The organism is Providencia sp. UF-224, from assembly GCF_058245955.1.
In genome coordinates, this window is sequence record NZ_JBSICC010000003.1 from 22,649 (window position 1) to 46,502 (window position 23,854).

Annotated in this window: 18 protein-coding genes; 4 read left to right on the top strand and 14 right to left on the bottom strand. The window is 43.5% G+C overall.

Annotated elements, in window-relative coordinates; translation table 11 throughout:
* Nucleotides 1-267 precede the first annotated feature (267 nt).
* Entirely contained in the window at nt 268-453 is a 186-nt protein-coding gene (locus AC4IFO_RS04165; protein WP_490732101.1) for a type II toxin-antitoxin system HicA family toxin, read from the top strand.
* 48 nt (nt 454-501) lie between these two features.
* A complete protein-coding gene (locus AC4IFO_RS04170; RefSeq protein ID WP_490732103.1) occupies nt 502-930 on the top strand; it encodes a type II toxin-antitoxin system HicB family antitoxin in 429 nt (142 codons plus the stop codon).
* A gap of 59 nt (nt 931-989) precedes the next feature.
* On the opposite strand, the gene AC4IFO_RS04175 is transcribed toward AC4IFO_RS04170, so the two are convergent.
* The 3 genes from AC4IFO_RS04175 to AC4IFO_RS04185 all read right to left on the bottom strand — a co-directional run bounded on the left by AC4IFO_RS04175 (nt 990) and on the right by AC4IFO_RS04185 (nt 3,265).
* Nucleotides 990-1,889: a Dyp-type peroxidase gene (locus tag AC4IFO_RS04175; protein ID WP_490732105.1), complete on the bottom strand. Its 900-nt coding sequence runs from the start codon at nt 1,887-1,889 to the stop codon at nt 990-992.
* A gap of 248 nt (nt 1,890-2,137) precedes the next feature.
* On the bottom strand, nt 2,138-2,743 hold the full coding sequence (locus tag AC4IFO_RS04180) for an RpoE-regulated lipoprotein (protein WP_490732107.1): 606 nt from the start codon (nt 2,741-2,743) through the stop codon (nt 2,138-2,140).
* 90 nt (nt 2,744-2,833) lie between these two features.
* On the bottom strand, nt 2,834-3,265 hold the full coding sequence (locus tag AC4IFO_RS04185) for a GNAT family acetyltransferase (protein ID WP_490732109.1): 432 nt from the start codon (nt 3,263-3,265) through the stop codon (nt 2,834-2,836).
* Between the two features lie 136 nt (nt 3,266-3,401).
* On the opposite strand from AC4IFO_RS04185, the gene hemF reads away from it, so the two are divergent.
* Both hemF and AC4IFO_RS04195 read left to right on the top strand, forming a co-directional pair.
* A complete protein-coding gene (hemF, locus tag AC4IFO_RS04190; protein ID WP_490732111.1) occupies nt 3,402-4,319 on the top strand; it encodes an oxygen-dependent coproporphyrinogen oxidase in 918 nt (305 codons plus the stop codon).
* 159 nt (nt 4,320-4,478) lie between these two features.
* Entirely contained in the window at nt 4,479-5,606 is a 1,128-nt protein-coding gene (locus AC4IFO_RS04195) for a M4 family metallopeptidase (RefSeq protein WP_490732112.1), read from the top strand.
* A 147-nt stretch (nt 5,607-5,753) separates the two neighbouring features.
* Here AC4IFO_RS04195 and rluF read toward each other — a convergent pair whose 3' ends face one another.
* The 11 genes from rluF to AC4IFO_RS04250 form a co-directional block, all read right to left on the bottom strand.
* Entirely contained in the window at nt 5,754-6,626 is an 873-nt protein-coding gene (rluF, locus tag AC4IFO_RS04200; protein ID WP_490732114.1) for a 23S rRNA pseudouridine(2604) synthase RluF, read from the bottom strand.
* A gap of 172 nt (nt 6,627-6,798) precedes the next feature.
* Nucleotides 6,799-8,277, bottom strand: a complete 1,479-nt coding sequence (gene der, locus AC4IFO_RS04205; RefSeq protein ID WP_219247039.1) for a ribosome biogenesis GTPase Der — start codon at nt 8,275-8,277, stop codon at nt 6,799-6,801.
* 129 nt (nt 8,278-8,406) lie between these two features.
* Nucleotides 8,407-9,579 (bottom strand): outer membrane protein assembly factor BamB, encoded by a 1,173-nt coding sequence (gene bamB / locus AC4IFO_RS04210; RefSeq protein ID WP_490732117.1) that lies wholly within the window; start codon nt 9,577-9,579, stop codon nt 8,407-8,409.
* A gap of 20 nt (nt 9,580-9,599) precedes the next feature.
* Nucleotides 9,600-10,223 carry a YfgM family protein gene (locus AC4IFO_RS04215; RefSeq protein ID WP_490732119.1) on the bottom strand — a complete coding sequence of 208 codons (624 nt, stop codon included), beginning with the start codon at nt 10,221-10,223 and terminating at the stop codon, nt 9,600-9,602.
* Between the two features lie 10 nt (nt 10,224-10,233).
* Complete coding sequence (gene hisS / locus AC4IFO_RS04220) at nt 10,234-11,511, bottom strand: histidine--tRNA ligase (RefSeq protein ID WP_219247033.1); 1,278 nt, start codon at nt 11,509-11,511, stop codon at nt 10,234-10,236.
* Nucleotides 11,512-11,733: 222 nt separating this feature from the next.
* Complete coding sequence (gene ispG / locus AC4IFO_RS04225) at nt 11,734-12,852, bottom strand: flavodoxin-dependent (E)-4-hydroxy-3-methylbut-2-enyl-diphosphate synthase (RefSeq protein ID WP_219247031.1); 1,119 nt, start codon at nt 12,850-12,852, stop codon at nt 11,734-11,736.
* A gap of 156 nt (nt 12,853-13,008) precedes the next feature.
* The gene (rodZ, locus tag AC4IFO_RS04230) at nt 13,009-13,956 is read right to left on the bottom strand and encodes a cytoskeleton protein RodZ (RefSeq protein WP_490732122.1); all 948 of its coding nucleotides are present in this window, start codon (nt 13,954-13,956) and stop codon (nt 13,009-13,011) included.
* A 201-nt stretch (nt 13,957-14,157) separates the two neighbouring features.
* The gene (rlmN, locus tag AC4IFO_RS04235; protein WP_206082452.1) at nt 14,158-15,339 is read right to left on the bottom strand and encodes a dual-specificity RNA methyltransferase RlmN; all 1,182 of its coding nucleotides are present in this window, start codon (nt 15,337-15,339) and stop codon (nt 14,158-14,160) included.
* Between the two features lie 157 nt (nt 15,340-15,496).
* Entirely contained in the window at nt 15,497-15,922 is a 426-nt protein-coding gene (gene ndk, locus AC4IFO_RS04240) for a nucleoside-diphosphate kinase (RefSeq protein WP_219247027.1), read from the bottom strand.
* Nucleotides 15,923-16,201: 279 nt separating this feature from the next.
* The gene (pbpC, locus tag AC4IFO_RS04245; protein ID WP_490732125.1) at nt 16,202-18,523 is read right to left on the bottom strand and encodes a peptidoglycan glycosyltransferase PbpC; all 2,322 of its coding nucleotides are present in this window, start codon (nt 18,521-18,523) and stop codon (nt 16,202-16,204) included.
* A gap of 69 nt (nt 18,524-18,592) precedes the next feature.
* The gene (locus tag AC4IFO_RS04250) at nt 18,593-23,632 is read right to left on the bottom strand and encodes an alpha-2-macroglobulin family protein (RefSeq protein ID WP_490732127.1); all 5,040 of its coding nucleotides are present in this window, start codon (nt 23,630-23,632) and stop codon (nt 18,593-18,595) included.
* Between the last annotated feature and the right edge of the window lie 222 nt (nt 23,633-23,854).

Here is a 23,854-nt window from a genome sequence, read left to right on the forward strand (position 1 = left end):
TTCACTGTAGCGGTTTTAGTTATAACTGTGTAGTTATCAATCAAGTTTTGATATATCAAATTGGAATAACAAAGAAACAGAGGAAATAAGCACTAAGATTTCATTAAGTATTAGCAAGTTAAGTACGTGAATACTGTTCAGTTATAAAATTAAGCTTAGTGATACGTTGATAAATTGTCTCAAAAAACACATGACATCCACTTTATACTTGAGTAGTCATAACACGGTGTGTATCGTGTGTATATCAGTTAACGAACTGGAGGGATCGTGAAAAGTTCGGAACTGATAAATATATTACAGAAAAATGGTTGGGAACTTGAACGTATAAAAGGAAGCCATCATCAATTTTCCCATCCACATTTTTCAATTATCATTACAGTTCCGTATCCACAAAAAGATTTGAAAATAGGCACATTAAATCAAATTCTTAAGGCCGCGAAACTGAAACACTAATCGAAAGAAGCGTTCGTCACTGAGCGCTATCTTTATGGAGATGAACTCATGCTTTATCCTGCCTTTATAGAGATTGATCAGGATGGCAGTGCAAGTGGCTGGTTTCCTGATATTACAGGATGCACTTTTGCTGGTGATAACGTTGAGCAGGCTTACACCGAAGCAAAATCAGCAATTGATGCACATTTTGAATTATTATGTGAAAAAGGATTCGATATTCCATTACCTCAATCACAGCAGTACCATGTTACAACAAACGCAAATGACTACCAGCAGGGTGTCTGGGTATTTGTCGATATTGATATGGATAAATATGATGGACGAGCTGAGCGAATTAATATCACTTTGCCACATCGGTTATTATATCGTATTGATAGGTTAGTAAAAATGAACCCTGAATACGATAGCCGAAGTGCTTTTCTCGCCGAGGCGGCACGTAAAGAGTTGCAAAAAGCCATGAAAAATCACGAAAAATAGTAACTCAGTAAAGTGCTTTAAAGAAAAGGAAATCGCCGCATCCGTGCGGCAGGAGTCATCTATAGCGCAAGCAAGGTTTCAATAGATGGCGCGTAATAATAGCTGCCAGAGACCGCTTTCGTCATACGCAGCAGGTCATCATGTTTACCGTCTTTTTCACCGAACATGCTTAACAGTTGCTGTTCAATATTGTGTAACCTTGCGCAATAGGCGATGAAAAATAACCCGTGTTTACCGCTTGCTGTCCCATATGGCAAGCTGTGGCGCATCACGGAAAGCTCTTCACCGTCTTCTTCAATCACGACACGAGAGACGTGGGAAGTGACATTTCGAGCATCTTCATCCAGTTCAACGCTGTCTTTCTTCGTTCGGCCAATCATTTTTTCTTGTTCATGTTCAGAAAAACGATCCCACTTTCTTAAATCGTGCTCATAACGTTGCACTAAAACGTAGCTTCCACCTTTATCGTTCCCTTCTTCAATCAAGGTAACTTCGGCAATTTCTTCCCCTTGTGGGTTTTCAGTGCCATCAATAAAGCCACTTAAATCGCGATCTTCAACCCAGCGGAAACCATGAATTTCTTCAACGACATTGATGGACTTACCGAATGCTTTTAGTGCCGCTTGCGCTAATGAAAAGTTAATATCATGGCGTAAGGACTGAATATGAATGAACATATCGCGCTGAGTTGCAGGTGCCAGCCCTTTCCCGAGTGCTCGAAACGGCTTTAGTTCAGGTGCACTCTCTGCATGCCCCATTTGCTTCCACGTATCAGAACCAAACGCAATCACTGCACCTAGACGGTCATCTGGATACTGCGCCTGTAATTTTGTTAAAGCATCGACAAAGTTTTTGCAACCTGCTTTCACTTCATCCAGCGAACCTTCTTGCACCAATGCTTCAATAAAAATACCGAAACGACTGTGTTCTTTCAAAATACCACTTTGAGAATGAGACATACGGTAAACCTCGTAAAATGAATATGTTATCTAACCTATCTATTATCTAGGACGATATCACTATCGTACCTTATCGTCATCTTCTTCACCTTGTTTTAACGCAAGGCTTTATAGGTTTCGCTCTCTATTATAAGAAAGAAAATTTAACAAAGGGGAAATTTCTTTAAGAAATTTAATAGAAAAAATATCGGAGAGATAAAAAAATACCGTAAATGATTTAGCCACTTACGGTATTTTTTGAAGAAAACTTATTTATGCCAAAGAATTTGAGAGATTTCCCACTCTTTTAGGTCGTTATCTGACGGCATTAAATCTTCAGGGCCTTGCCATTTACCTGTAAAGCGATACACCACTTGGCTAGATTGTGGTGAATTACATTCCACTGTAGGGGCATTATCGACACGCTCACCTAATCCACACACGCCAAAGGCTTTTTCATAAATATCGCTAAATGGCGTACCGATTTTTGGCCCCCACTCCGTCACAACATTCGGGTCACTCACCACAATTCGTGAGACATAACCATGCTCAGGGCCAATAATTTCAACTTTAACTTTATCGTCATCAATACCTTGGAAAATCGTGACGACCTCGCCATTTTCCATTTGCATCCCATTACGGATGGCATAACGGTTATTCAGTTGTTCTTTAACAGTATCCGCCTGCATGGGGGTAAAATTAGTCACTTGGCCAAGACCAGAGCTGGACACCATAAGTGGGCTACTGAACCACGTTGATGGAGAGAAAACTTTAAACCCTGCACAGCCCGATAACATTAACACGGTGCCTAAAAGTGAAATTTTTAACGTTGGGGCAAACCACGCTGGGGTGTTTAAATTTGCATGTTGGGACATATCATCCTCTTTAATTCGTCGCATAATGCATATTGTGACAATCTATTTGCCGAAACATTCAAATCAATGGGTCAACAAATAGCAATTAACTTAGAAATCCGTTTCGTGTGTTAATTTTTTCGAGTAAATCAAGCGCTCAGGCTGTTCTTCTTCATACTGCATTTTTTCAAACATATAGATAGCGGCATCAGATTCTTCACTCACTAATAATTCTATCCTACCACACCCACGAGCAATCAATTTCTTTTCAAGACGGCTCACTAACGCATTGGCGATGCCGCGCCCACGATAATCAGGGTGTACAGCAAGATAAACGGCAGTGCCACGGATACCATCATAACCCCCCATAATAGTGCCAACAACTTCCCCAGTTACTTCAGCAACTAAAAACAAGTCTGCACCACATTGTAATTTACGCTCGATGTCTAGCTCAGGGTCACCTGAGAATTCATTAAGGGAACAACGCTCCCATAATGTCAGCACCTCTTCATAATCACTTTGGCGGAAGATCCGTATTTCCATAACATTTGCCCGTTTAAACTAATCTTCCTGCCATTATCACTGGTTTTACAACACAATCAATATTCAATATGCCTTTTTTACCTTAAAGGGGTATACTTTAACCATTATTTTTTCCCTTTGGTTTTATTATAAAACAATGAATTACCCTGATATCGATCGTGTAAAAGCCTATTTGCAAAGCTTACAAGAGTCTATTTGCAAAAAAATCACTGAGCTAGATGGTAAGGAAACTTTTCTAGAGCAAACATGGGAGCGCGCTGAAGGTGGTGGCGGTCGTAGCCGTGTTTTAACAAATGGCACTCTATTCGAGCAAGCGGGTGTCAATTTTTCACATATCAAAGGTGCTCAACTGCCGGTCTCTGCATCCGCACACCGACCTGAACTGGCAGGCCGTAGCTACCAAGCGATGGGCGTTTCCTTAGTCATCCATCCTCTAAATCCATATATCCCAACCACACATGCTAATGTGCGCTTTTTTATTGCCGAAAAAGAGGGAGAAGCTCCCGTTTGGTGGTTTGGCGGCGGGTTTGATTTAACACCGTATTATGGTTTCACTGAAGATGTTGTTCATTGGCATACTGTTGCACGAGATTTATGCAGCCCCTTCGGTGAAGATGTTTATCCCAAATATAAACATTGGTGCGATGAATACTTTTTCCTGAAGCATAGAAACGAACCTCGGGGTGTTGGCGGTTTGTTCTATGATGACCTCAACCAAGGCGGCTTCGATCACTGTTTTAATTTTACCCAAGCTGTCGGTAATGGTTTTTTAGACGCATATGTACCGATTGTAGAAAAACGACGCGACTATCCATGGGGCGAACGAGAGAGACAATTTCAGTTATATCGCCGTGGTCGCTATGTCGAATTTAACCTTGTCTGGGATAGAGGTACATTATTTGGTTTACAAAGTGGCGGTCGAACCGAGTCAATTCTAATGTCAATGCCTCCACTTGTTCGCTGGGAATATGACTATCATCCCGCATCAAATAGTCCCGAAGAAAAACTCTATACTGACTTTTTAATTTCAGGTAAAGAGTGGTTATCACCATAATTAATAATATGCACTTATAGAGAAAGGTAGAAATATTGCGTTTTTACCTTTCTAATAAAATGCAGCAATCATTAACTTAGTTCCTTAGATATCATATAGTTACAAATAAAAAATAACCGATTATGATTCCATCTCACCCACTTGAAATGGAGTTATAACATGAGTCAAATCCTTGCCCGTTCATTATTATCCCCGTGTTTAGTATCAAATTTCATCGCTGAAAATGGTTCAAATGAGCTTAAATCTACCCTAATACACATTAATGATATGATGAGCCGCGTTTCTTCTGATGAAGAAGTTCAACGCCAGCGTAATTTACTTTCTCTGTGCAAAGATAATGCTTACAACCGTGTTATCCGTGATGCACAACAGCCTGTTGCACACCAAAGTCATCAACATTCTGATTTGCCTATTTGCCAACGTGATGAACTCTCAACCGATGAACATATGCTTTATGATGATTATAAAGTCATCATGACTGAAGAGGATGCCAAAGCACCATCAGCACCTGCTGGCCATGTTTTCAATTCTATCGGTACGATCCGCCAATTTTTCAAGGAGAAATTAAATATTGATCAAATGTTTGGTTGTGCTGCTGATATCAATGCGATTATTCATTTTGGAACAAACTACGCCAATGCTTTCTGGGATTCTCAAGCTATTTTCTTTGGGGATGGAGATGGAAAAACTTTTGGTCCATTCTACAATGACATTGACATAATCGCGCATGAACTTGCTCATGGCTACATTAGCTCAAAAGCCAATTTTAACTATATATTTCAATCTGGTGCATTAAATGAATCTGTTGCTGACGTTATCGGCATCATGGTCAAGCAGTTTATCAACAATGAAAGTGCTAGCACATCCAATTGGTTACTTGGGGAAAAACTGTTCATTGATAAAGTTAAAGCCCCTGCCCTGCGTTCTATGTCTAAACCCGGTAGTGCGTATTACTTTTCAAAGTACAATAAAGACCCGCAAGTTGCTCATATGCAAGATTATAAGGATCTACCTTATACTATTGATAACGGTGGTGTTCATATTAATTCAGGTATTCCAAATCGCGCATTCTACTTATTGGCGACTGAATTAGGCGGTAATACTTGGGATGTTGCTGGGAAAATATGGATAGCTGCGGTGTCCGATCCTGAAATTACATCAAAATCTAACTTCAAACAGTTTGCAACCGCAACAGTGAATAATGCACGTAAACTATTTGGGGAAAAAGTGGCCTTACAAACACAAAAAAGTTGGGAAGATGTTGGGCTGGTACTCGATAAACCTTAATTGTTCACCACAAACCAATAAATTAAAATGTAATTAATTATCCAATCGTGTTTTCATTATTTATATAAAAAAGGCCGATGTTTAAGCACTGTAAATGCCCAATCACTCAGCCTTATATTGCAGTAAAATTTTAACTAAACCCACACGTTAACGCTTTTTCTTTTTACGACCCGGTTGTGTAAATTTTTTACGTGTAGGGTTTTCAGGTTTTGCCTTGGGTTTACTTCCTGTACTTTGTTTCGCACTACTACTTTTATTGCTTGTCTGCACTTTTTGTGATTTTTTCGGCTTAATATCTGATTCTGATTTTTCCATCATATCAAATAGTTCAATAAGCTCATCGTCGGTTAAATCACGCCATTCACCTACAGGTATTCCTGCAAGTCCAACATTCATAATACGAATACGCTCGAGTTTCGTGACTTCAAAGCCAAAATGTTCACACATACGACGGATTTGGCGATTAAGCCCTTGTACAAGGGTAATGCGAAAAACAAATGGCGCTTCTTTTTTGACCTTACATTTTTTGGTCATTGTGCCAAGAATAGGAACACCTGCGCCCATGCCACGGATAAACTCGTCGGTAACCGGTTTATTGACCGTCACAAGATACTCTTTCTCATGGGAGTTGCCTGCACGCAGAATTTTATTGACCAGATCCCCGTGGTTAGTTAAAAAAATCAGTCCTTGGGAGTCTTTATCAAGACGCCCAATCGGAAAAATACGGGTACTGTGATTAACATAATCAACAATATTATCTTTCTCACCACTTTCTGTCGTACTGACGATCCCCACAGGTTTATTGAGGGCTATCAAGATTAAGTCATCTTCATTACGCGCTTCAATCAGTTGACCATTTACTTTAACGATATCACCTGCAAAAACTTGGTCACCAATACCTGCACGTTTCCCGTTGATAAACACATTACCTTGCTCAATATAACGGTCGGCTTCACGTCTTGAGCAAATACCGCTTTCGCTTATATATTTATTTAGACGTGTGGAAGAACGAGTATCCATAAATTCCCTCAATCATTTATGACCCGTCGACGCCATTGTTATTCATTATTGGCCGCACGGGTTTGCGCTTTAGTCGCTAAAATTGTCAAAAGATAATATAACAAAAAGCCGTAACAGGTTGATGTGTTACGGCTTTGACTTTCATTAAGGCAAAATACGCCTTAATGACATTCTAACGTTTTTTCAAATGCTGCATTAAACGCTTACGCTTACGTAATTGCGTTGCAGTTAGCTTGTTTTTCTTATCTGCATACGGGTTTTCACCCTCTTTAAACAGAATACGGATTGGTGTTCCCATCACTTGTAATGAACGGCGGAAATAGTTCATCAAATAACGTTTATAGCTATCTGGTAAATCAGACACTTGGTTACCGTGGATCACCACAATCGGTGGGTTATGTCCGCCTGCGTGCGCATATTTCATTTTCACGCGACGACCACGGATCAACGGTGGTTGATGCTCATCTTCGGCCATTTTCATAATACGGGTCAGCAATGCCGTACCAACACGACGTGTTGCAGATTCATAGGCTTCTTGAACAGATTCAAATAAGTTGCCAACGCCGCTGCCATGTAGTGCAGAAATAAAGTGAATACGCGCAAAATCCACAAAGCCAAGACGTAGCTCAAGCATGTCTTTAACGTGTTCGCGATCTTCCGGCTTCATCCCATCCCATTTGTTGACCGCAATCACCAATGAACGACCCGCATTCAGAATAAAGCCCAGTAATGATAGATCTTGGTCAGAAATACCTTCACGTGCATCGATAACTAATAAAACTACGTTAGCATCTTCAATGGCTTGTAACGTTTTGATGACTGAGAATTTTTCGACCGTCTCAGTGACTTTACCCCGCTTACGTACCCCAGCCGTATCAATGAGAATATATTCACGCTCATCACGTTCCATTGGAATATAGATACTGTCACGAGTGGTGCCAGGCATGTCAAATACAACCACACGCTCTTCACCTAAAATACGGTTTGTTAACGTTGATTTACCCACGTTAGGGCGGCCAACAATCGCTAATTTAATTGGTAGCGTTGTTGGGTCAAAATCATCTTCTTCGTCTTCAGCAAGCTCACCTTCGGCTTCTAGCTCAGCCCAGTATGCCGCATTTTCTTCTTCTTCCGTTAACTCAACTTCTTCTTCATCTTCACCAATAAATGGTTTCAATGATTGTTCGATTAGTTGAGTGACGCCACGACCGTGGGAGGCAGCGATAGGGTGAATTTCACCTAAGCCAAGGGAATAGAAATCACCAATTGCCGTGGTAACATCAATACCATCAGTTTTATTGGCAACTAAATAGGTTTTTTTCTTGCGACTGCGTAGGTGTTTAGCGATGCCTTCATCAGCAGGCATTAAGCCTGAGCGCGCATCAACCATAAAGAGTACGATGTCTGCTTCTTCAATCGCTTGTAAGGACTGTGCTGCCATGTGTGTTTCCACACCTTCTTCAGTCCCATCGATACCACCCGTGTCGATAATAATGAATTCATGCCCTTCAACTTCAGCACGCCCATATTTACGGTCACGAGTCAGACCAGGAAAGTCCGCTACTAATGCGTCACGGGTACGGGTTAAACGGTTAAATAACGTGGATTTTCCTACGTTTGGACGCCCTACCAGCGCTACGACGGGTATCATTCTTAGATGCCTCACAACTTTAATTAACTAAGGAATTCTGAGGCTTAAACTCAGAAAACAAAAAAACGAAACGGCTCCTGTTATCAGGAACCGTTTATTTTATCGATAAAATGGCGTTTTGTCAGGAAATTAACGCGTTAACAGATAAACTGTTCCGTTTTTCGCCTGAACCATGAGCTTATCACTCGCCACGACTGGACGTGCATGAATACCGGAGCTATTCAGTTTGTTTTGTGCAACAAAGCCCCCAGTGTTCATATCCAACCAGTGTAAATAACCTTCTTTATCACCAACAACAAGGTAACCATTATACATTTCTGGTGCAGATAACCCACGGTTTAACAGTTCTTCTTGCGTCCACAGTGTTACACCATCACTTTTACGTACAGATAGCACACGGTCATTTTGGTCTACCAGATATAAGTTTTCACCGGATAACACCATGTTGTTTACTGAGCCTAATTCGCGTTTCCACAGAATTTGCCCTGAACGCATATCTAACGCAGCTAATGTGCCGTTGTATGCAATCGCATACACTTTACCATCGTCAATGATTGGTGACATATCTACATCATTCAAACGACCAATTTCAGTTGAGCTGGTCACTTGTGAAATACGTTGCTGCCAAATCAGCTGACCTTGGGATAATAACACTGCACTAACACGGCCGTTATCACCACCGACGATTGCGGCACCAAAGGCGACCGCTGGCGCTGACTCACCACGTAAAGACAGTGATGGCGTATCCATGTTCACGGTCCATTTGATTTCACCGCTGTTAACATCTAACGCCTGCAACTGGCCATTGCTGGTGTGGATCATCACTAAGTCATTGCTAACCGTTGGTTTAGACAGCGCTTCACCAGCAACTTCCACATCCCAAACGACTTGTCCATCGTCTTTGTTCAACGCAATCACTGTACCGCGTTCAGTACCAATAAAGATTTTGTCACCATCAATGGTTAAACCACCAGACAGCAGCGCAGACAAATTAGCAGAAAGGAAGCCAGTACGCTTAGAGAGATCAACAGACCAAATTTCTTTGCCGCTATCGAGCTCTAATGCTTTCACTAAACCTTTACGATCAGCCGCATAGACTGCTGAACCATCCCAAACAGGCCCTAATTCAGAGTAAAATTGTTCAACACCGTTACCAACAGATTTATCCCAAACAATTGATGGGGTAAATTGATTCTCAACCTGTGGAAGTGGCGCCATAATGATAGAATCAGTTTCGCTGGAACAACCGGCAAGTAAAGCTGAAGCGACGAGGCCTATCAAAAGAGTTTTGCGCAACTGCATGTTTGTCGTTTCCTTTCTTCTTATGAATTAGATACGTTGTTCAATTTCAGAGTCAAAATACCTCTAAGAGATTGAGAACCTTCACTTTCTAACCCCTGTGCGTAAGCCGCTTTCGCACCGACTTTATCGCCCTTATGGAGTAAGGCATCACCACGGACATCCTGTGCCGTTGCTTGCCATGACTTACCTTTAATGTTCGCTACAGAAGCGATTGCTGCATCAGCGTTGCCTTGTGCAAGTTGCACTCGCGCTAAACGTAGATTGATAAGGTCTTGCATATCAACCGTTTTCGCTTTTGCTAGCGCGTTGCTTAATGCTGTTTGCGCATTCGCTAAATCACCTTTATCCACCGCGATTTGCGCGAGCTCCAGCCCCATCATGGCACTGTAAACATCATCCGTTTCAGCTGCAAATTTTTGTGCGGCAATAACACCCTGCTCTGAACCTGAGCGTAATTGGGTGTTAATGGTTTCATATTTTTGCGCACTTTCTTGTAGGATATTGACTTTATGAGACTGCCAATAGTTCCAACCGAATACCCCACCCACACCAATGACGAGACCAATGACTAATGGCGCGCCATAATTCGCGAAAAAGCGTTTAATCGCGTCAACTTGATCATTTTCGTTTGTATAGACTTCCACTTGTCTCTCCTTAACCTAATAGCTCAGTGATACGTGATGCCATTAGTTGCTGTGAAATGGTTTCTTGCTCGCCAGTACGCAAATCTTTTAGGGTAACTTGGCTATTATTAATTTCATCTTCCCCCAAGATCAGCGCAATTTTAGCGCCTTGCTTGTCGGCTCTTGCTAACTGTTTCTTGAAGTTTCCACCACCGTGGTTAGTCATTAACCGCAATGTTGGTAATTCGTCACGCACTTTTTCTGCAACCAAAAGCGCGGCTTGTTGGCTGTTATCACCAAAAGAGGCCAAGTAGACATCAGCAACTGAAGTGTCAGCTGTAAACTCAGGGTTCACTTCCTGCACTAATAACACCATGCGCTCCATGCCCATTGCAAAGCCAACCGCAGGCGTTCCGCGACCACCCAGTTGTTCAACTAAGCCATCATAGCGACCACCCGCACACACCGTACCTTGTGAACCCAGTGCTGTCGTTACCCACTCAAAAACAGTGCGGTTATAGTAATCAAGGCCACGGACTAAACGCTGATTAACACGGTATTTAACTCCCGCATTATCCAATAATTTGCATAAGCCATCAAAGTGCTCACGTGATTCGACATCAAGGTAGTCAAACAGTTCCGGCGCATCGTTCAATAAAGTTTGAACATCTTGATTTTTGGAATCCAAAACACGTAATGGATTCGTGTACATACGACGTTTGCAGTCTTCGTCCAACTTGTCTTTGTGTTGCTCTAAGAATGCCACCAGTGCTTCACGGTAATTAGCACGCGCCTCTAAAGAACCAATGGAGTTCAGCTCTAGGGTGACATGTTCGCTAATCCCTAACGCTTTCCACCAGCGCGCTGTCATGAGAATGACTTCAGCGTCGATATCTGGCCCCGCTAACCCAAACACTTCAGCACCTAATTGGTGGAATTGGCGGTAACGGCCTTTTTGTGGGCGCTCATAACGGAACATTGGCCCTAAATACCATAAACGCTGTTCCTGATTGTACAGCAGGCCATGCTCAATACCCGCACGGACACAACCTGCGGTATTTTCAGGGCGTAATGTCAGACTTTCTTCGTTACGGTCGTTGAAGGTATACATTTCTTTTTCAACAACATCCGTCACTTCACCAATCGCTCTGCGAAATAGCGGGGTCTGCTCTACAATCGGGGTACGAATCTCACTAAAACCATAACCCTGTAAAATATTTTTTAATGTTGCTTCGATTTTCTGCCATACACGTGTATCAGCTGGCAAGTAATCATTCATGCCGCGAATGGCTTGGATATTTTTTCCCACGTTCTTTCTCTATTTTCAGAATTACATTAGTTTGATTATAAGAGCGAAATATCATCAGGTTCAATCAACAAACAGCAAATCCTGATACGAATCGAGATTTATCCGTTGATTTGCGCAGTCCTTGACCGATTTCAAACACAAACACAGATAATAATTTGAATTGTGCTCTAAAAATTCAAGCTACAACAGATAACGATGCAGCTTGAAGTTATATGAGCAAATCTAGTTTTTTAAATTAATCTCGATTCGGTTGCTTTCGTCCATCATGGCCGCTTTAGCACGAATCTTCGCTTCTAATTGGTCGATAATTTTATCATTATCGAAGCGTTCTTTTTGGCGCTTACCATCTTCATAAAAACCGCTTTTGGTTTTAGCACCCGCAACGCCTAACGTTGAAACTTCGGCTTCACCTGGGCCATTGACCACACAGCCAATAATCGAGACGTCCATTGGTGTGATCAAGTCTTCTAAACGCTGCTCAAGTTCATTCACCGTGCCAATCACGTCAAACTCTTGTCGTGAACAGGTTGGACACGCAATAAAGTTAATGCCTCGAGAACGGATCCGTAATGATTTGAGGATATCAAACCCAACTTTAATTTCTTCAACAGGGTCAGCTGCTAACGAGATACGCAAGGTATCACCGATGCCTTCAGACAGTAACATGCCAAGGCCGATAGCAGATTTAACGGAACCCGCACGCGCACCGCCTGCTTCGGTGATCCCTAAATGCAGCGGTTGGTCGATTTTATTCGCCAGTAAACGGTATGAACCGACGGCTAAAAATACGTCAGAGGCTTTAACGCTGACTTTGAATTGGTCAAAGTTCAGTCTATCCAAGATATCAACATGGCGCATCGCCGATTCCACTAACGCTTCTGGCGTTGGTTCGCGATACTTTTCTTGAATATCTTTTTCCAGTGAACCGCCATTCACCCCTATGCGAATAGGAATGCCATAATGACGAGCACAATCAACAACTTGACGAATACGCTCTTCACTACCAATATTGCCCGGGTTAATCCGTAAGCAGTCCACGCCGTATTCTGCGACTTTCAACGCGATGCGGTAGTCAAAGTGAATGTCTGCGACTAATGGCAAGTTAACTTGTTGTTTAATCAGTTTGAAAGCTTCCGCTGCATCCATTGTCGGAACAGAAACACGCACAATGTCGGCTCCAACACGTTCAAGAGCTTTAATTTGGCGGACAGTAGCTTCGACATCAGTAGTGCGGGTGTTAGTCATTGACTGAACAGCGATAGGGGCACCGTCGCCTATTGGCACGCTACCTACATTGATACGGGTGGATTTGCGTCTTTTTATCGGTGATTCGTTATGCATTTTTCTTTAATTCTCCGAACGTCCATGTGCTCTTTGTTACCGTGGTATAGTGTTAACTATTGCTTCTATGCATTCCACTATACACAAGAAAGCAAACTATAACCTATCAAAAAAGATGTTTTCGGATATAGTTTGCTTCTTCTTTACAATTTATTTTTAAGCTTCTGGCAGCTTAAATTTCGCAGGACGTTTCGCTTTAATAAAGCGACTTAAGTCAACTGGATTACCTTGAAATTGAACAGTCACGTTAGCTGGCGCACCGATATTCAAACGATAAGGTGCTGTGCCATCGAGCTCCAGTTTATCGCCATTATTTTTCGCGCCACTGAATAAAATTTTATTGTTCGCATCACGGATTTCTAACCAACACTGCCCTGTAAAATTCAAGACTAATGCACTGCTACTCACTGGTGCAGGCTCTTCCGTTTGCGTATTTTGCGTTCTGTTTTGTGAAACTGTTGATTGAGGTGCATTCGGCAATGGAATGGTTCTCACGCTTGCTGGTTCAGAAGCAGTATTTGATGCAGTCCCCTCTGGAGCCAATGTTTCTGGCGTATTTTCCAGTGTCGCTGTTCCAACTGTAATGGAAGGATCATCGATTGGGTTAGGTAATTCAACAGGTGTTGAGTTGGTATCTTGTTGAGACAAAATCAAATCGCTTTGATTCGCCATCGAAACTAATTCGTCTTTTTGCGCGTTGTGGTCTTGCCACCACCAAATACCCACCATGGCTATCAAGATAATCACAATTAACCACGTTAGTTTCATTAACCAACCTTCGCGTTTTTTGCGTTTCTTACCCAGTGAGTAGCTTTGCATTGGCGACACTTTAGCCAGCGGAACAGGCTCTTCCACTTTCATAAATGCTTTAATGTCACTTTCTGGCACACCCACCATACGAGCATATAAACGGATGTAACCACGTAAAAAAGTGGGCTCAACACCAGCAGGAGCAATGTCTTCTTCTATCTCTTTTACCGTACTGATTTTAAGGCACAATCGTTCCGCAACAACATCTTGCGTTAGCCCCATGCGCTCACGTGCCTGCGCCAATAATTGTCCTACAGTGACACTAGTTTGTTCGGTATTATTTTCGATAGTCATTTGCTGGCAACACTATTTCCAAGTTAAAAAAATATAAAGCGAACATTCATAAGCTTTATTCGTCAGAATTTATCATAGTTTTGAAACAACAATTAAATTTATCTTATTGCTTTAACTATTGTAGGTGAACAAAGGCGTTTTGCCTAACGTAAAAACGCCTTGAAACATTACCTAACTCACTGATTGGATAATATCTATAAATCAGACTGATTTTACTTGGATAGGTTCCCCAGCTAAGCGTTTTTTCAACGTTCGCTTGGTTCTATCGATCACATCGCCAGCTAATTGACCGCAAGCTGCGTCGATATCATCACCACGAGTCTTACGAACTATAGTCGTAAACCCGTATTCCATCAATACTTTAGAGAAACGATCAATACGACTGTTCGAACTTCGACCATATGGTGCTCCCGGGAACGGGTTCCATGGGATCAAGTTAATTTTACTTGGTGTGTTTTTCAAGCATTCAGCCAATTGGTGTGCTTGTTCTACACTGTCATTCACGTGGTCAAGCATTACATACTCAACGGTGACGCGCCCTGCATTTGCATTCGATTTTGTCAGGTAACGATTCACACTATTGAGGAAAGTTTCGATATTGTATTTCTTATTGATTGGAACAATATCATCACGAATATCATCGGTTGGCGCATGAAGTGAAATCGCTAATGCCACATCAATCATATCACCGAGTTTATCCAACGCAGGAACTACACCTGAGGTTGAAATCGTGACACGGCGTTTTGATAAACCAAAACCGAAATCATCTAACATGATTTCCATCGCAGGCACCACATTGTTTAAGTTGAGTAATGGCTCACCCATTCCCATCATAACAACGTTAGTAATTGGACGGCGTCCACTGGATTTTAGTGAACCAATAATTTTTGCGGCACGCCAAACTTGGCCGATAATTTCTGAAACACGCAGATTACGGTTGAAACCTTGTTGCGCTGTTGAACAGAATTTACACTCGAGCGCGCAGCCCACTTGGGATGAAACGCACAAGGTTGCACGGTCAGCCTCGGGGATGTATACCGTTTCAACCAGTTGGTCGCCAACTTTGATAGCCCACTTGATGGTCCCATCTGATGAACGTTGTTCATCAGCTACTTCAGGGGCGCGGATTTCAGCCACTTCTTGCAACTTGGCACGAAGGACTTTGTTGATATCCGTCATTTGCTCAAAATCATCGTAGCAGTAGTGATAAATCCATTTCATCACCTGATCGGCACGAAATGGTTTTTCGCCCATTTGCGCGAAAAACTCACGCATTTGCTTGCGATTTAAATCGAGTAAGTTAACTTTTTGATTCGTTTTTTCTGGGGTGACAGAAATAGCGGAAGATGTTGCACATTGTGCATCAGTCGTCATATCGGACATGTGTATTGCCTCGTTGTTACACTTTCGGCAGTGCTGAGTTCAGCACGACGTAGATTTTGGTAGTCTTAAAAATATAAGCGCCCTGCTAATTATAGCAGGGCGTGGCATTGTACAAACTTTACAACAATAATGCTAATGCACTTTGATGTTGAGTTTATTAGCGCGGGCAGATTTCGTCAGCAGTGAAGAAATACGCGATTTCACGTGCAGCAGATTCTTCAGAATCTGAACCGTGAGTTGCGTTTTCTGTGAAGCTGTCTGCGTAGTCAGCACGTAAAGTACCTGCTAATGCGTTATCTGGGTTAGTTGCGCCCATCAGGTCACGGTGACGTTGAATTGCGTTTTCGCCTTCTAACACTTGCAGCATGATTGGGCCAGAAGTCATGAATTCAACCAGACCATCAAAGAAAGGACGGCCTTTGTGTTCAGCGTAGAAGCCTTCAGCTTGTTCACGCGTTAAGTGCATCATTTTAGCAGCAATGATTGAGAAACCCGCGCTTTCGAAACGGTTGTAGATAGCACCAATCACGTTTTTCTTCACAGCGTTTGGTTTGATAATAGAAAATGTACGTTGAACAGTCATAAATAACCTCTTAGCGATTTATTAGGCCTTTATTCTTTGCTCTTCCCTGTAAGTTAGGATGCAAGAACGTAAAATAGGGGCATGTTGTAGTTTTTTATATTATTTCTAATTCGGATATTAGGGTTTTTGCCTCTAAAAATCAGCGCACCTAGGAAAAAGAAAAATAAGGCGATGATTATAGGGGCTCTGATTACAATTTCCTACAGTCACAACAACATTTTGTTAAAGTTTTTATAGCAAAAAACACTATTTTTTCGGGTAAGTCACGTTTTTCCTCTGTTACTTAACTCTAAAGTTTAGTGCTGTGACTTGCCCGCTTAAATCTAAAACAGATATTTGGTAGTTGCCGCTTTTTTCGAGCGTGAGCAAAATAGACCCATTTTGCTCAGTGGAGCTCACTTGTTCGCCATTTAAGAACCACCATTTCTGCCCTTGCCCCCCTTGCGTGACTAAGCGCAAATCCAAACTGGTTTTCCCCGGCAAACGCTGTAAAACTTCCCCATCACGCACACCCGAAATCAATAATGGCGGCATTTCTAATTTCAGTGGCGGGCAGCTTAAATCGGCTTTTGGTAGCCGATTTTCCCGTTTTTCACTTGATGGCAACCAAGACTCAACTGTAATTGGCCACAGATGCACCTCTTTTTCTTGGGCATTCGGGCAATCCGCGGCGACTTGCAAACCTTGGTCATTGACCCAGATTTTTTGTCTTAACCCCAATAACGACTCTTGGTCACGCGCCATTAATGTTGGCGGGATGGTGTTATCCAAAACCCAACTTAAACGCCGCTGACGGCAGTTGCTGTCATCTTTCAATAGCGCAGTCCCCCCCGGCCAACAAATCACCGCTTGGCTAACACTCGCAGGCTTGTTATCTTTTGGCAGTGTTTCGTGGGAAAGGTAAATTCGGCTCAACAACATGCCATTGACTTGGTTCATAATCGGGATAGCCGTTGCAACGCCTAATTGCCCAGCGACTGGTGTGGCATCAGGCCGCCCAACCCAAACCCCTATGGTATAACGTGGATTAACACCAATCGCCCATGCGTCTCGGTAACCATAACTTGTGCCCGTTTTCCAAGCCAAATTCAGTTGCCCTGATAAGTTAGCCTCTGGAACTGGACGTGCCTCCCCGCCCATAATACGACGGACAATCCATGCCGCTCCCGGTGACATTAACGCCCTATCGCGAATTTCATCCGTTGGTTTAAAACGCAGTGGCGACACATTACCTTTACGCGCAAACGCACTGTAAGCCGACACTAAATCTTCCATTCGCGTTGCTGTACCGCCTAAAATCAAGGATAAATTCGGCTCGCTGCCTACAGGGAAGCGTAATTCCGTGCCCACATTCCGTAATTGCGCAGTAAAACGCTTACTGCCATACACATCTAATAGTTGTACTACGGGTAAGTTTAATGAACGCACGAGCGCATCACTCACACTCACAGGGCCATAAAAACCGCTATCGAAGTTACCTGGTCGATAATCATTAAAACGACGTGGCACATCTTGCAGCAATGATTCAGCGTGGATCAGCCCGTCATCCATCGCTAACGCATATAAAAATGGCTTTAATGTCGAGCCTGGAGAACGCCATGCGCTGATCATATCCACATGCCCAAAACGGCTATCATCTTGAAAATCAATGGAGCCGATATAGGCTTTCACCGCCATATCGGAATGATCGACCACTAAAATCCCCAAGGAAGTTTGCTTGGGTAGCTGGTTTTTCCAGTTCATCGCCATGTCTTCCAGTTGGCTTTGCAAACTGGCATCAATGGTGGTTTCAATAATCGACTCTTGAGCGTCTTTGGTAACTCGTCGAGCCAATAACGGCGCCGAGTGTGGGTTTTTACGCGGTGCGAGCCAAATTTGCTCTTGCTTGATATCCGCCACTTTTTCGTGGCTCCACACTTGGTACTCTTCAAGCCTATCGAGCACTTTATCCCGCGCGGCTTGTGCACGCTCTGGGTAACGGTCTGGTCGCAAACGGCTTGGGGCCTGAGGCAAAACCGCAAACAAAGCGGCTTCACTGGCAGTGAGCTTGGCAGGGGATTTATTCAAATACACCCAGCTTGCTGCACCAATACCCTCTATCGTGCCCCCGTAAGGCGCACGGTTTAAATACATTTCGAGAATATCATCTTTCGAATAATGGTATTCCAACTGCGCTGTACGCCACAACTGCTTTAGTTTACCGCCCAATGTACGTTCATGAGGGTCGATAAGCCGCGCCACTTGCATGGAAATGGTGCTACCACCCGATACAATGCGCCCTGAGCTCACAAACTGCCCTGCTGCACGCACTAATGAAAACGGGTTCACACCGGGGTGTTGGTAAAAGTGGCGGTCTTCATAGGTTAATAACGCTTCGATAAAATCCGGGGAAACCTCATCAATTTTAACGGGAAAACGCCAAATTCCGTCTTTATCCGCAAAGCGCCACAGTGGTGTACCATCAGCGGCCACAACGGTTCGTGCCATTTCTATCTGTTTGATTGGCAAAGGCCAAATTTTGTCTGCCACTAAAAATAATAACGGCAGCAAAATGAGCAGAGACACGAACGTAATGCCTGTGCGACGTAACCATTTTTTCATTGATGGGTGTACCGAAAAAGAAGTAAAGAAAAGCCCTTATATTCTCTATATAAGGGCTTAAGGTGATAACTAGCGAACGATTTCCACTTGGCCTTCTGAGTAGCCCGTAGCACGCCAATCAGGGACATACATTGACTCAACTTGTGGGACAGGGATGCTATACACACCCGGTGTCACGGCACGCGCTAAGTAAACCAAGGTAGTTGGGCGATACTGCTGAACTTCAACGGCAGCCACAAAGCGGTCGTCACGGTATTCCATATGACGGATTTGCGATTGTTGCATGTCATCAATCAGTTCTTGCAAGTTCGGCGCAGACTCACTTAAATTCGCGCTGCTATTGGCTAAGTTCTGGTTTTCCAGCTCTAAGCCTGCAGGCAGTAAATCCACCACCAGCGCATCTGGCACGCTTTGTGACGCTTGAACTTCCAGTTTCACCACTACCATTTCACCGCTTCTTAATCTATCCAGTGAAATACGGTTACCTTTCATATCAAAGTAGCTGCGTTGAATTCCCAGCACATTCGACATTGGTTTCGGTGAACGTTGTGGGTAACCCACCACATTCAGGCGCGTATACAATGTGTTTGTACCACTGTTTTCAATGCTATAGCCGTTTTGAATTTGCCCTTTGCTTAGGAACTCGCTAACAGGTTTGTCTGAAATCATTGGTGGTTCTTGACCGTTAATTAACGCTTTCCACGGTGCTTCAGACTCATTCAAGTAGAAACGACCCGCTAAGAACAGCGCATTGCTTTCTTGTGTTGAGAAATAACGTTTTGAGGTCAGGTTATTTGATAGCGTTTGCAGTTTTTGGTCACGGGATTTTGGCATCAAATTGTATTCATTTAATAACGCAATAATCATTGCATCATCACGAATGGTTGAACCGTAATCACCAATATAGTTATAACCAGTACGTTGCTTTTTCAGACCCTCAATAATCGCACTTTCACCACGGGATTTATCCCCCATCAGGTTTAATGCGACCCCTAACTGAACCAATGGTAACCCGCTGATAGCATTGTTACTTTGGCTATATAGCTGGCGCAATGCCCCTAACGGCGCTTTTTGTTGTGATGCTAATACTAAACCTGCGTATGCTTGAGTCGCAAAGCGCGCTGCTGGCAGGTTGTCAGTGTATGGGTAATTGATTTGGTTACCATCTTGCAAGTAACTTAATAAACGCGTATTGGCGTTGCTCAGCGCGTCTTGCGGAACGGTGAAACCACGCTGGTTTGCTTTGTTTAAAAAGTCTGCTGCATAAGCCGTTAACCAGTATTCTTCACGTCCGTTTCTATCCCATAAGGAGAAACCACCGTCGCCGCGTTGCATGCTTAACAAGTGTGGAATGCCAATTTCAATCGCTTTATGGCGATCCGCATCTGTTTGCGTTTTAATGCCTAGCTTGCTCAGCTCTGCTTGTGTCGAGAATAAAGATGGATACAAGCCACTGATGGTTTGCTCAAGGCAACCATACGGATACGCAAATAGCTCACGAATATAACGAGAAATATCTAACGGTGGACGGCTAGTCAACAGCACTTGCCCTTCCAGTGTCTCTGGGTTCAATGCCGCAATTTGATTGGTTGGCAATGACCACACGGTGCCCGGCTCTATCGCCGTCGCAAAAGCAACGGTTTCCGCAGGCTGTGCAGGACGTACGCCTACTTTCCAGCTATTGCTGTAATCCTTGTTTGCTTCCCCGTCAATCTTCATGCCATTAATCGTCATCGACACTTCACCTTGACCAAAGCCATAATCTGCTTTGACAGGTAAGTTGATTGTCGTGCGCTTACCTTTTGGCAGCTCTAATTCACGGCTCGTCACACCATCCAGCTTCACCATACCCGACGCTTTGAAATTCACTGTCAGGTTTTGCGTGTTGTCAGTCATGTTCGTTAGATCGAGGGCAAAATAGGACTTGTCCCCACCCGCCATAAAGCGAGGCATCGACATTTGCGTCACTAACGGAGCTGCAACAATCACTTTGCTGTCCGCATGGCCGAAATCTTTTTCATTCCATGCCTGCGCCATCACACGTAATTCACCATTAAAATCAGGGATTGCGAGGGATATTTCCCCTTCCCCGTTTTTATCCAATGTGACCGGTTTGGCTTGCTCAGCGATAATTTGCACTTCCGTCAGTGGCTTCATACCACCACGTTCCAGCGCTGCATCTTCACTATCACCACCAAAGCGCAGATTTGCAACTTTACCTTGCCCTTCAATCAGATGGCCATAAACGTCATATTGGTCAACGCTGTAACGCTTACGACCAAAGAACGCGTCGTATGGGTCTGGCGTTTTGAAATCAGTGATATTCAGTACGCCCGTATCCACTGCAGATAACAGCACATTCACTTTTTCAGGCAGTGGCTTGCCATCTTGCGCTGTCGCTTTGATTTTCACCGTTAAGTCTTGGTTTGGACGCATTTTGTCTGGTGACGTTAGCGCCAAAGCAATTTTACGGTTTTCATCTGCGATCGGCAGATGCAGCACGCCTACAGCACGTTTTACAGTGGCTTCTTTCGAGTCATCACCCGGACGAACAACAACGGCTGAGATATATAAATCGTGACGCGCCCACTCTTTATTCACAGGCACTTCAACGTCTAAGCCTTTTTCAGGCACATCAATCTCTTCCCACCACAGTGGGCCATTGCTCGACTCAAGAAGCACGTAGCCTTTACCTGCTTTTGGTGATTCAATGCGAACTTTCGCTTTTTCACCCGGTAAATAAGCCGGTTTATTCAGGCTTAATTTCACTTGATCAGGGCGTACAGAGCCGCTTCCGCCAGTGTTATCTTGCCATGAATACCCCGCCCAGAATTGCAGGCTAGAAACTAATTGGTTTTCTGGGTTCAACACTTCAATACGGAATGCGCCCCAATCCACAGGGAAGGAAACTTTGGCAGTGCCATCTTTGGCAATCGCGATATTTTCATTCGCCATCACTAAATCTTTTTGATCGTAATTGGATGACCAGCCACCGCTTTCAGACCAACTCCAGTAATAATCACGGCGCTCATACACTAAACGCACGGTTAAGTTGTCAGCCGCCAGTTTATTACCCGCCGCATCTGCCATGACTAATTCAAACTCAGCGAGTGAGTTTTCGTCCACATTATGGCGTTTTACATAGCGGTCAGTGCGGTAATCATAAATTTCTTTTTTCGCGAACAATGGGCGAATACCCACCAGTTTCTCTGCTGGCCAAATCGCTTGTTCCGCACGGCGTGTCACTGGGCGACCACCCGCTTCTAATAAGCTAGCTTGTAACACCGCAGAAATTGGCGAGCGCGCCCCACTCCAATTGCTATTTGGGATAGAAATAACGGTTTCGCCATTACTATCGAGAGTCAAGTCAAATTCATCCAACTTACGCGGTAGGCCTTCTTCATTGACGGCACCAAATTCAAAGCCGGGTAATTTTGCGACCGCTTCACGGTTGGCTTTCAGGAGTATTTGCCCTTGCAGCTCATTGCTTGCTGCCGGTGCGCCATACAGATAACGGCCTTGAATATCAAAATCAACGGATTGATCCGTTAAGCGAGGCACATCACTGCCAACGATTTCTAATGCCATACGCTCTGGCATAAAATCTTCAACATTGAATTTGTAGTAACGCTGAGGGGAACCATCCCCTAAATCAAAGCGTAATGACCAGCCACCTGTTTCCGCATTTTTTGGAATTTCAAATTGGTATTGATATAACCCATTTTGGTTTTCCTCAGGCTGCCAAACAAAGCTGCGCACCACTTGCCCATCGGTTTTCAAAATATCGACTTTAACTGGCTGGGATTTGACAGGGTTACCGTCGCCATCACGCAGTAAACCGTTCACGAGCAATAATTCACCCGGGCGATACAAATCACGAGGGCCAAAGGTAAAGAATTGTTTTGCAAAGCCTTCAGGCCCTGAAATATCGAATTCAGACAGGTCTAACGCAGGTTGCGTTAAATCAATCATACTGGTTTGCCCATCGTGGGTTGCCAGTAATAACTTACCACCTGCCAGTTTATCTAATTGCGCATGGCCGTCACCGTCAGTAGTGCCCTTGGTCACTAATTGGCCTTTTTCATCCAAAATGCGCAGTTCCACACCTTTAATTGCGGAGCCTTTGGCTAATGATTGCGTGAAAATATCCACACGGTCTTGGTAACTGTGCAGCGATACACCGATGTCACTCAATGTGAACACTGTCGCTGGGAATTGATAGCTGTATGAGCCCGCTTTTTGCATAATCGCAAGGTACACACCATCTTGCTGAAGTTCTTTGATATCTTTTAGCGGCAGTAAAACAGTTTGGCGGGTATTTTTATCTGGGTTTAAATCAAAACGCCCGGTATAAGCCAGTTCGACTTTATCCAGAAACTCTTCCGAGTACCAATATTCGTAATTACTGCGGTATTGCCACTGGGCTAAAAATTGCGGCAACTGTTTTTCGTCCACACGGAAGAAATTCACATCGACTTTATCAACATTCAACGCAATAACCGGCAAGCCTTGTGCTACTTTACTTGGCAATAACGAACCTTTACTTGCAAAGCCAACGGTAGGGATGATTTGCGCTGTGGTGAATTTTTTATCGAACGTTTCAGAAATGGTGCGCTCATTAACCGCTTTAATCCCCGGGTTAATGGTGAGGTTTAATTCTTTTGATGGCGGTAAATGGCGAAAACGCAGTTCCATTTGGTTATCAGACAGTTCCCAAGCACCATCTAACTTCCCTGATTTTACATCAATCAGGTTCACAAACTGCCCAAAATCTTGGTTTGCTTGCAGCGGAACTGAGAACGTAATCACCATCGCACTTGCACCATCAAGTTGCAGTTCAGACGCATCCAACACCGTTAAATCTTTCCCTGCGTACTTTTTAATGAGCTCTTCAGTGGAAAGTTTTGGAGCCGCTTTTTTCTGCTCGGCAACTGGTGCTGTTTTAGTTTGGTTTTCTGTCGACGATGCGACATTATTTTCTTTTGTGGTTGGCTCTTTCGCCGTATCATCACAGCCGGATAATGCCATAACCGATGCTAATGCGATTGCAATATAGCGTTTTTTCGTTTTTAGACCCGCCAATGAAGCCCAACTGGATTGTTGTTTCATTACCGCCCGCCCTTTAATTAGTTAGAAATATGCTGTTTTTCTTAAGGCCTTAACAGAAGGTTAAAACCCATTATGCATTTGAAATGGTTCTAAATTATGCATAAATGAAAACGATAGATGTTTGTTTCATTCATCGACATAATTTAACAGAATGTAATAAAAAGACCTATCAGACAAAACGGAAAAAACTATCAGGGGCAAAAACAGTAAATTTGCGGGATA

Bases quoted from the DNA above. Each gene is read 5' to 3' on its own strand.
- hemF (WP_490732111.1), top strand. From the start codon at position 3,402: ATGAATTACCCTGATATCGATCGTGTAAAAGCCTATTTGCAAAGCTTA.
- AC4IFO_RS04185 (WP_490732109.1), bottom strand. From the start codon at position 3,265: ATGGAAATACGGATCTTCCGCCAAAGTGATTATGAAGAGGTGCTGACA.
- rlmN (WP_206082452.1), bottom strand. From the start codon at position 15,339: ATGTCCGATATGACGACTGATGCACAATGTGCAACATCTTCCGCTATT.
- ispG (WP_219247031.1), bottom strand. From the start codon at position 12,852: ATGCATAACGAATCACCGATAAAAAGACGCAAATCCACCCGTATCAAT.
- rluF (WP_490732114.1), bottom strand. From the start codon at position 6,626: ATGGATACTCGTTCTTCCACACGTCTAAATAAATATATAAGCGAAAGC.
- AC4IFO_RS04170 (WP_490732103.1), top strand. From the start codon at position 502: ATGCTTTATCCTGCCTTTATAGAGATTGATCAGGATGGCAGTGCAAGT.
- der (WP_219247039.1), bottom strand. From the start codon at position 8,277: ATGATACCCGTCGTAGCGCTGGTAGGGCGTCCAAACGTAGGAAAATCC.
- AC4IFO_RS04195 (WP_490732112.1), top strand. From the start codon at position 4,479: ATGAGTCAAATCCTTGCCCGTTCATTATTATCCCCGTGTTTAGTATCA.
- AC4IFO_RS04180 (WP_490732107.1), bottom strand. From the start codon at position 2,743: ATGTCCCAACATGCAAATTTAAACACCCCAGCGTGGTTTGCCCCAACG.
- AC4IFO_RS04250 (WP_490732127.1), bottom strand. From the start codon at position 23,632: ATGAAACAACAATCCAGTTGGGCTTCATTGGCGGGTCTAAAAACGAAA.
- pbpC (WP_490732125.1), bottom strand. From the start codon at position 18,523: ATGAAAAAATGGTTACGTCGCACAGGCATTACGTTCGTGTCTCTGCTC.
- AC4IFO_RS04175 (WP_490732105.1), bottom strand. From the start codon at position 1,889: ATGTCTCATTCTCAAAGTGGTATTTTGAAAGAACACAGTCGTTTCGGT.
- rodZ (WP_490732122.1), bottom strand. From the start codon at position 13,956: ATGACTATCGAAAATAATACCGAACAAACTAGTGTCACTGTAGGACAA.
- ndk (WP_219247027.1), bottom strand. From the start codon at position 15,922: ATGACTGTTCAACGTACATTTTCTATTATCAAACCAAACGCTGTGAAG.
- bamB (WP_490732117.1), bottom strand. From the start codon at position 9,579: ATGCAGTTGCGCAAAACTCTTTTGATAGGCCTCGTCGCTTCAGCTTTA.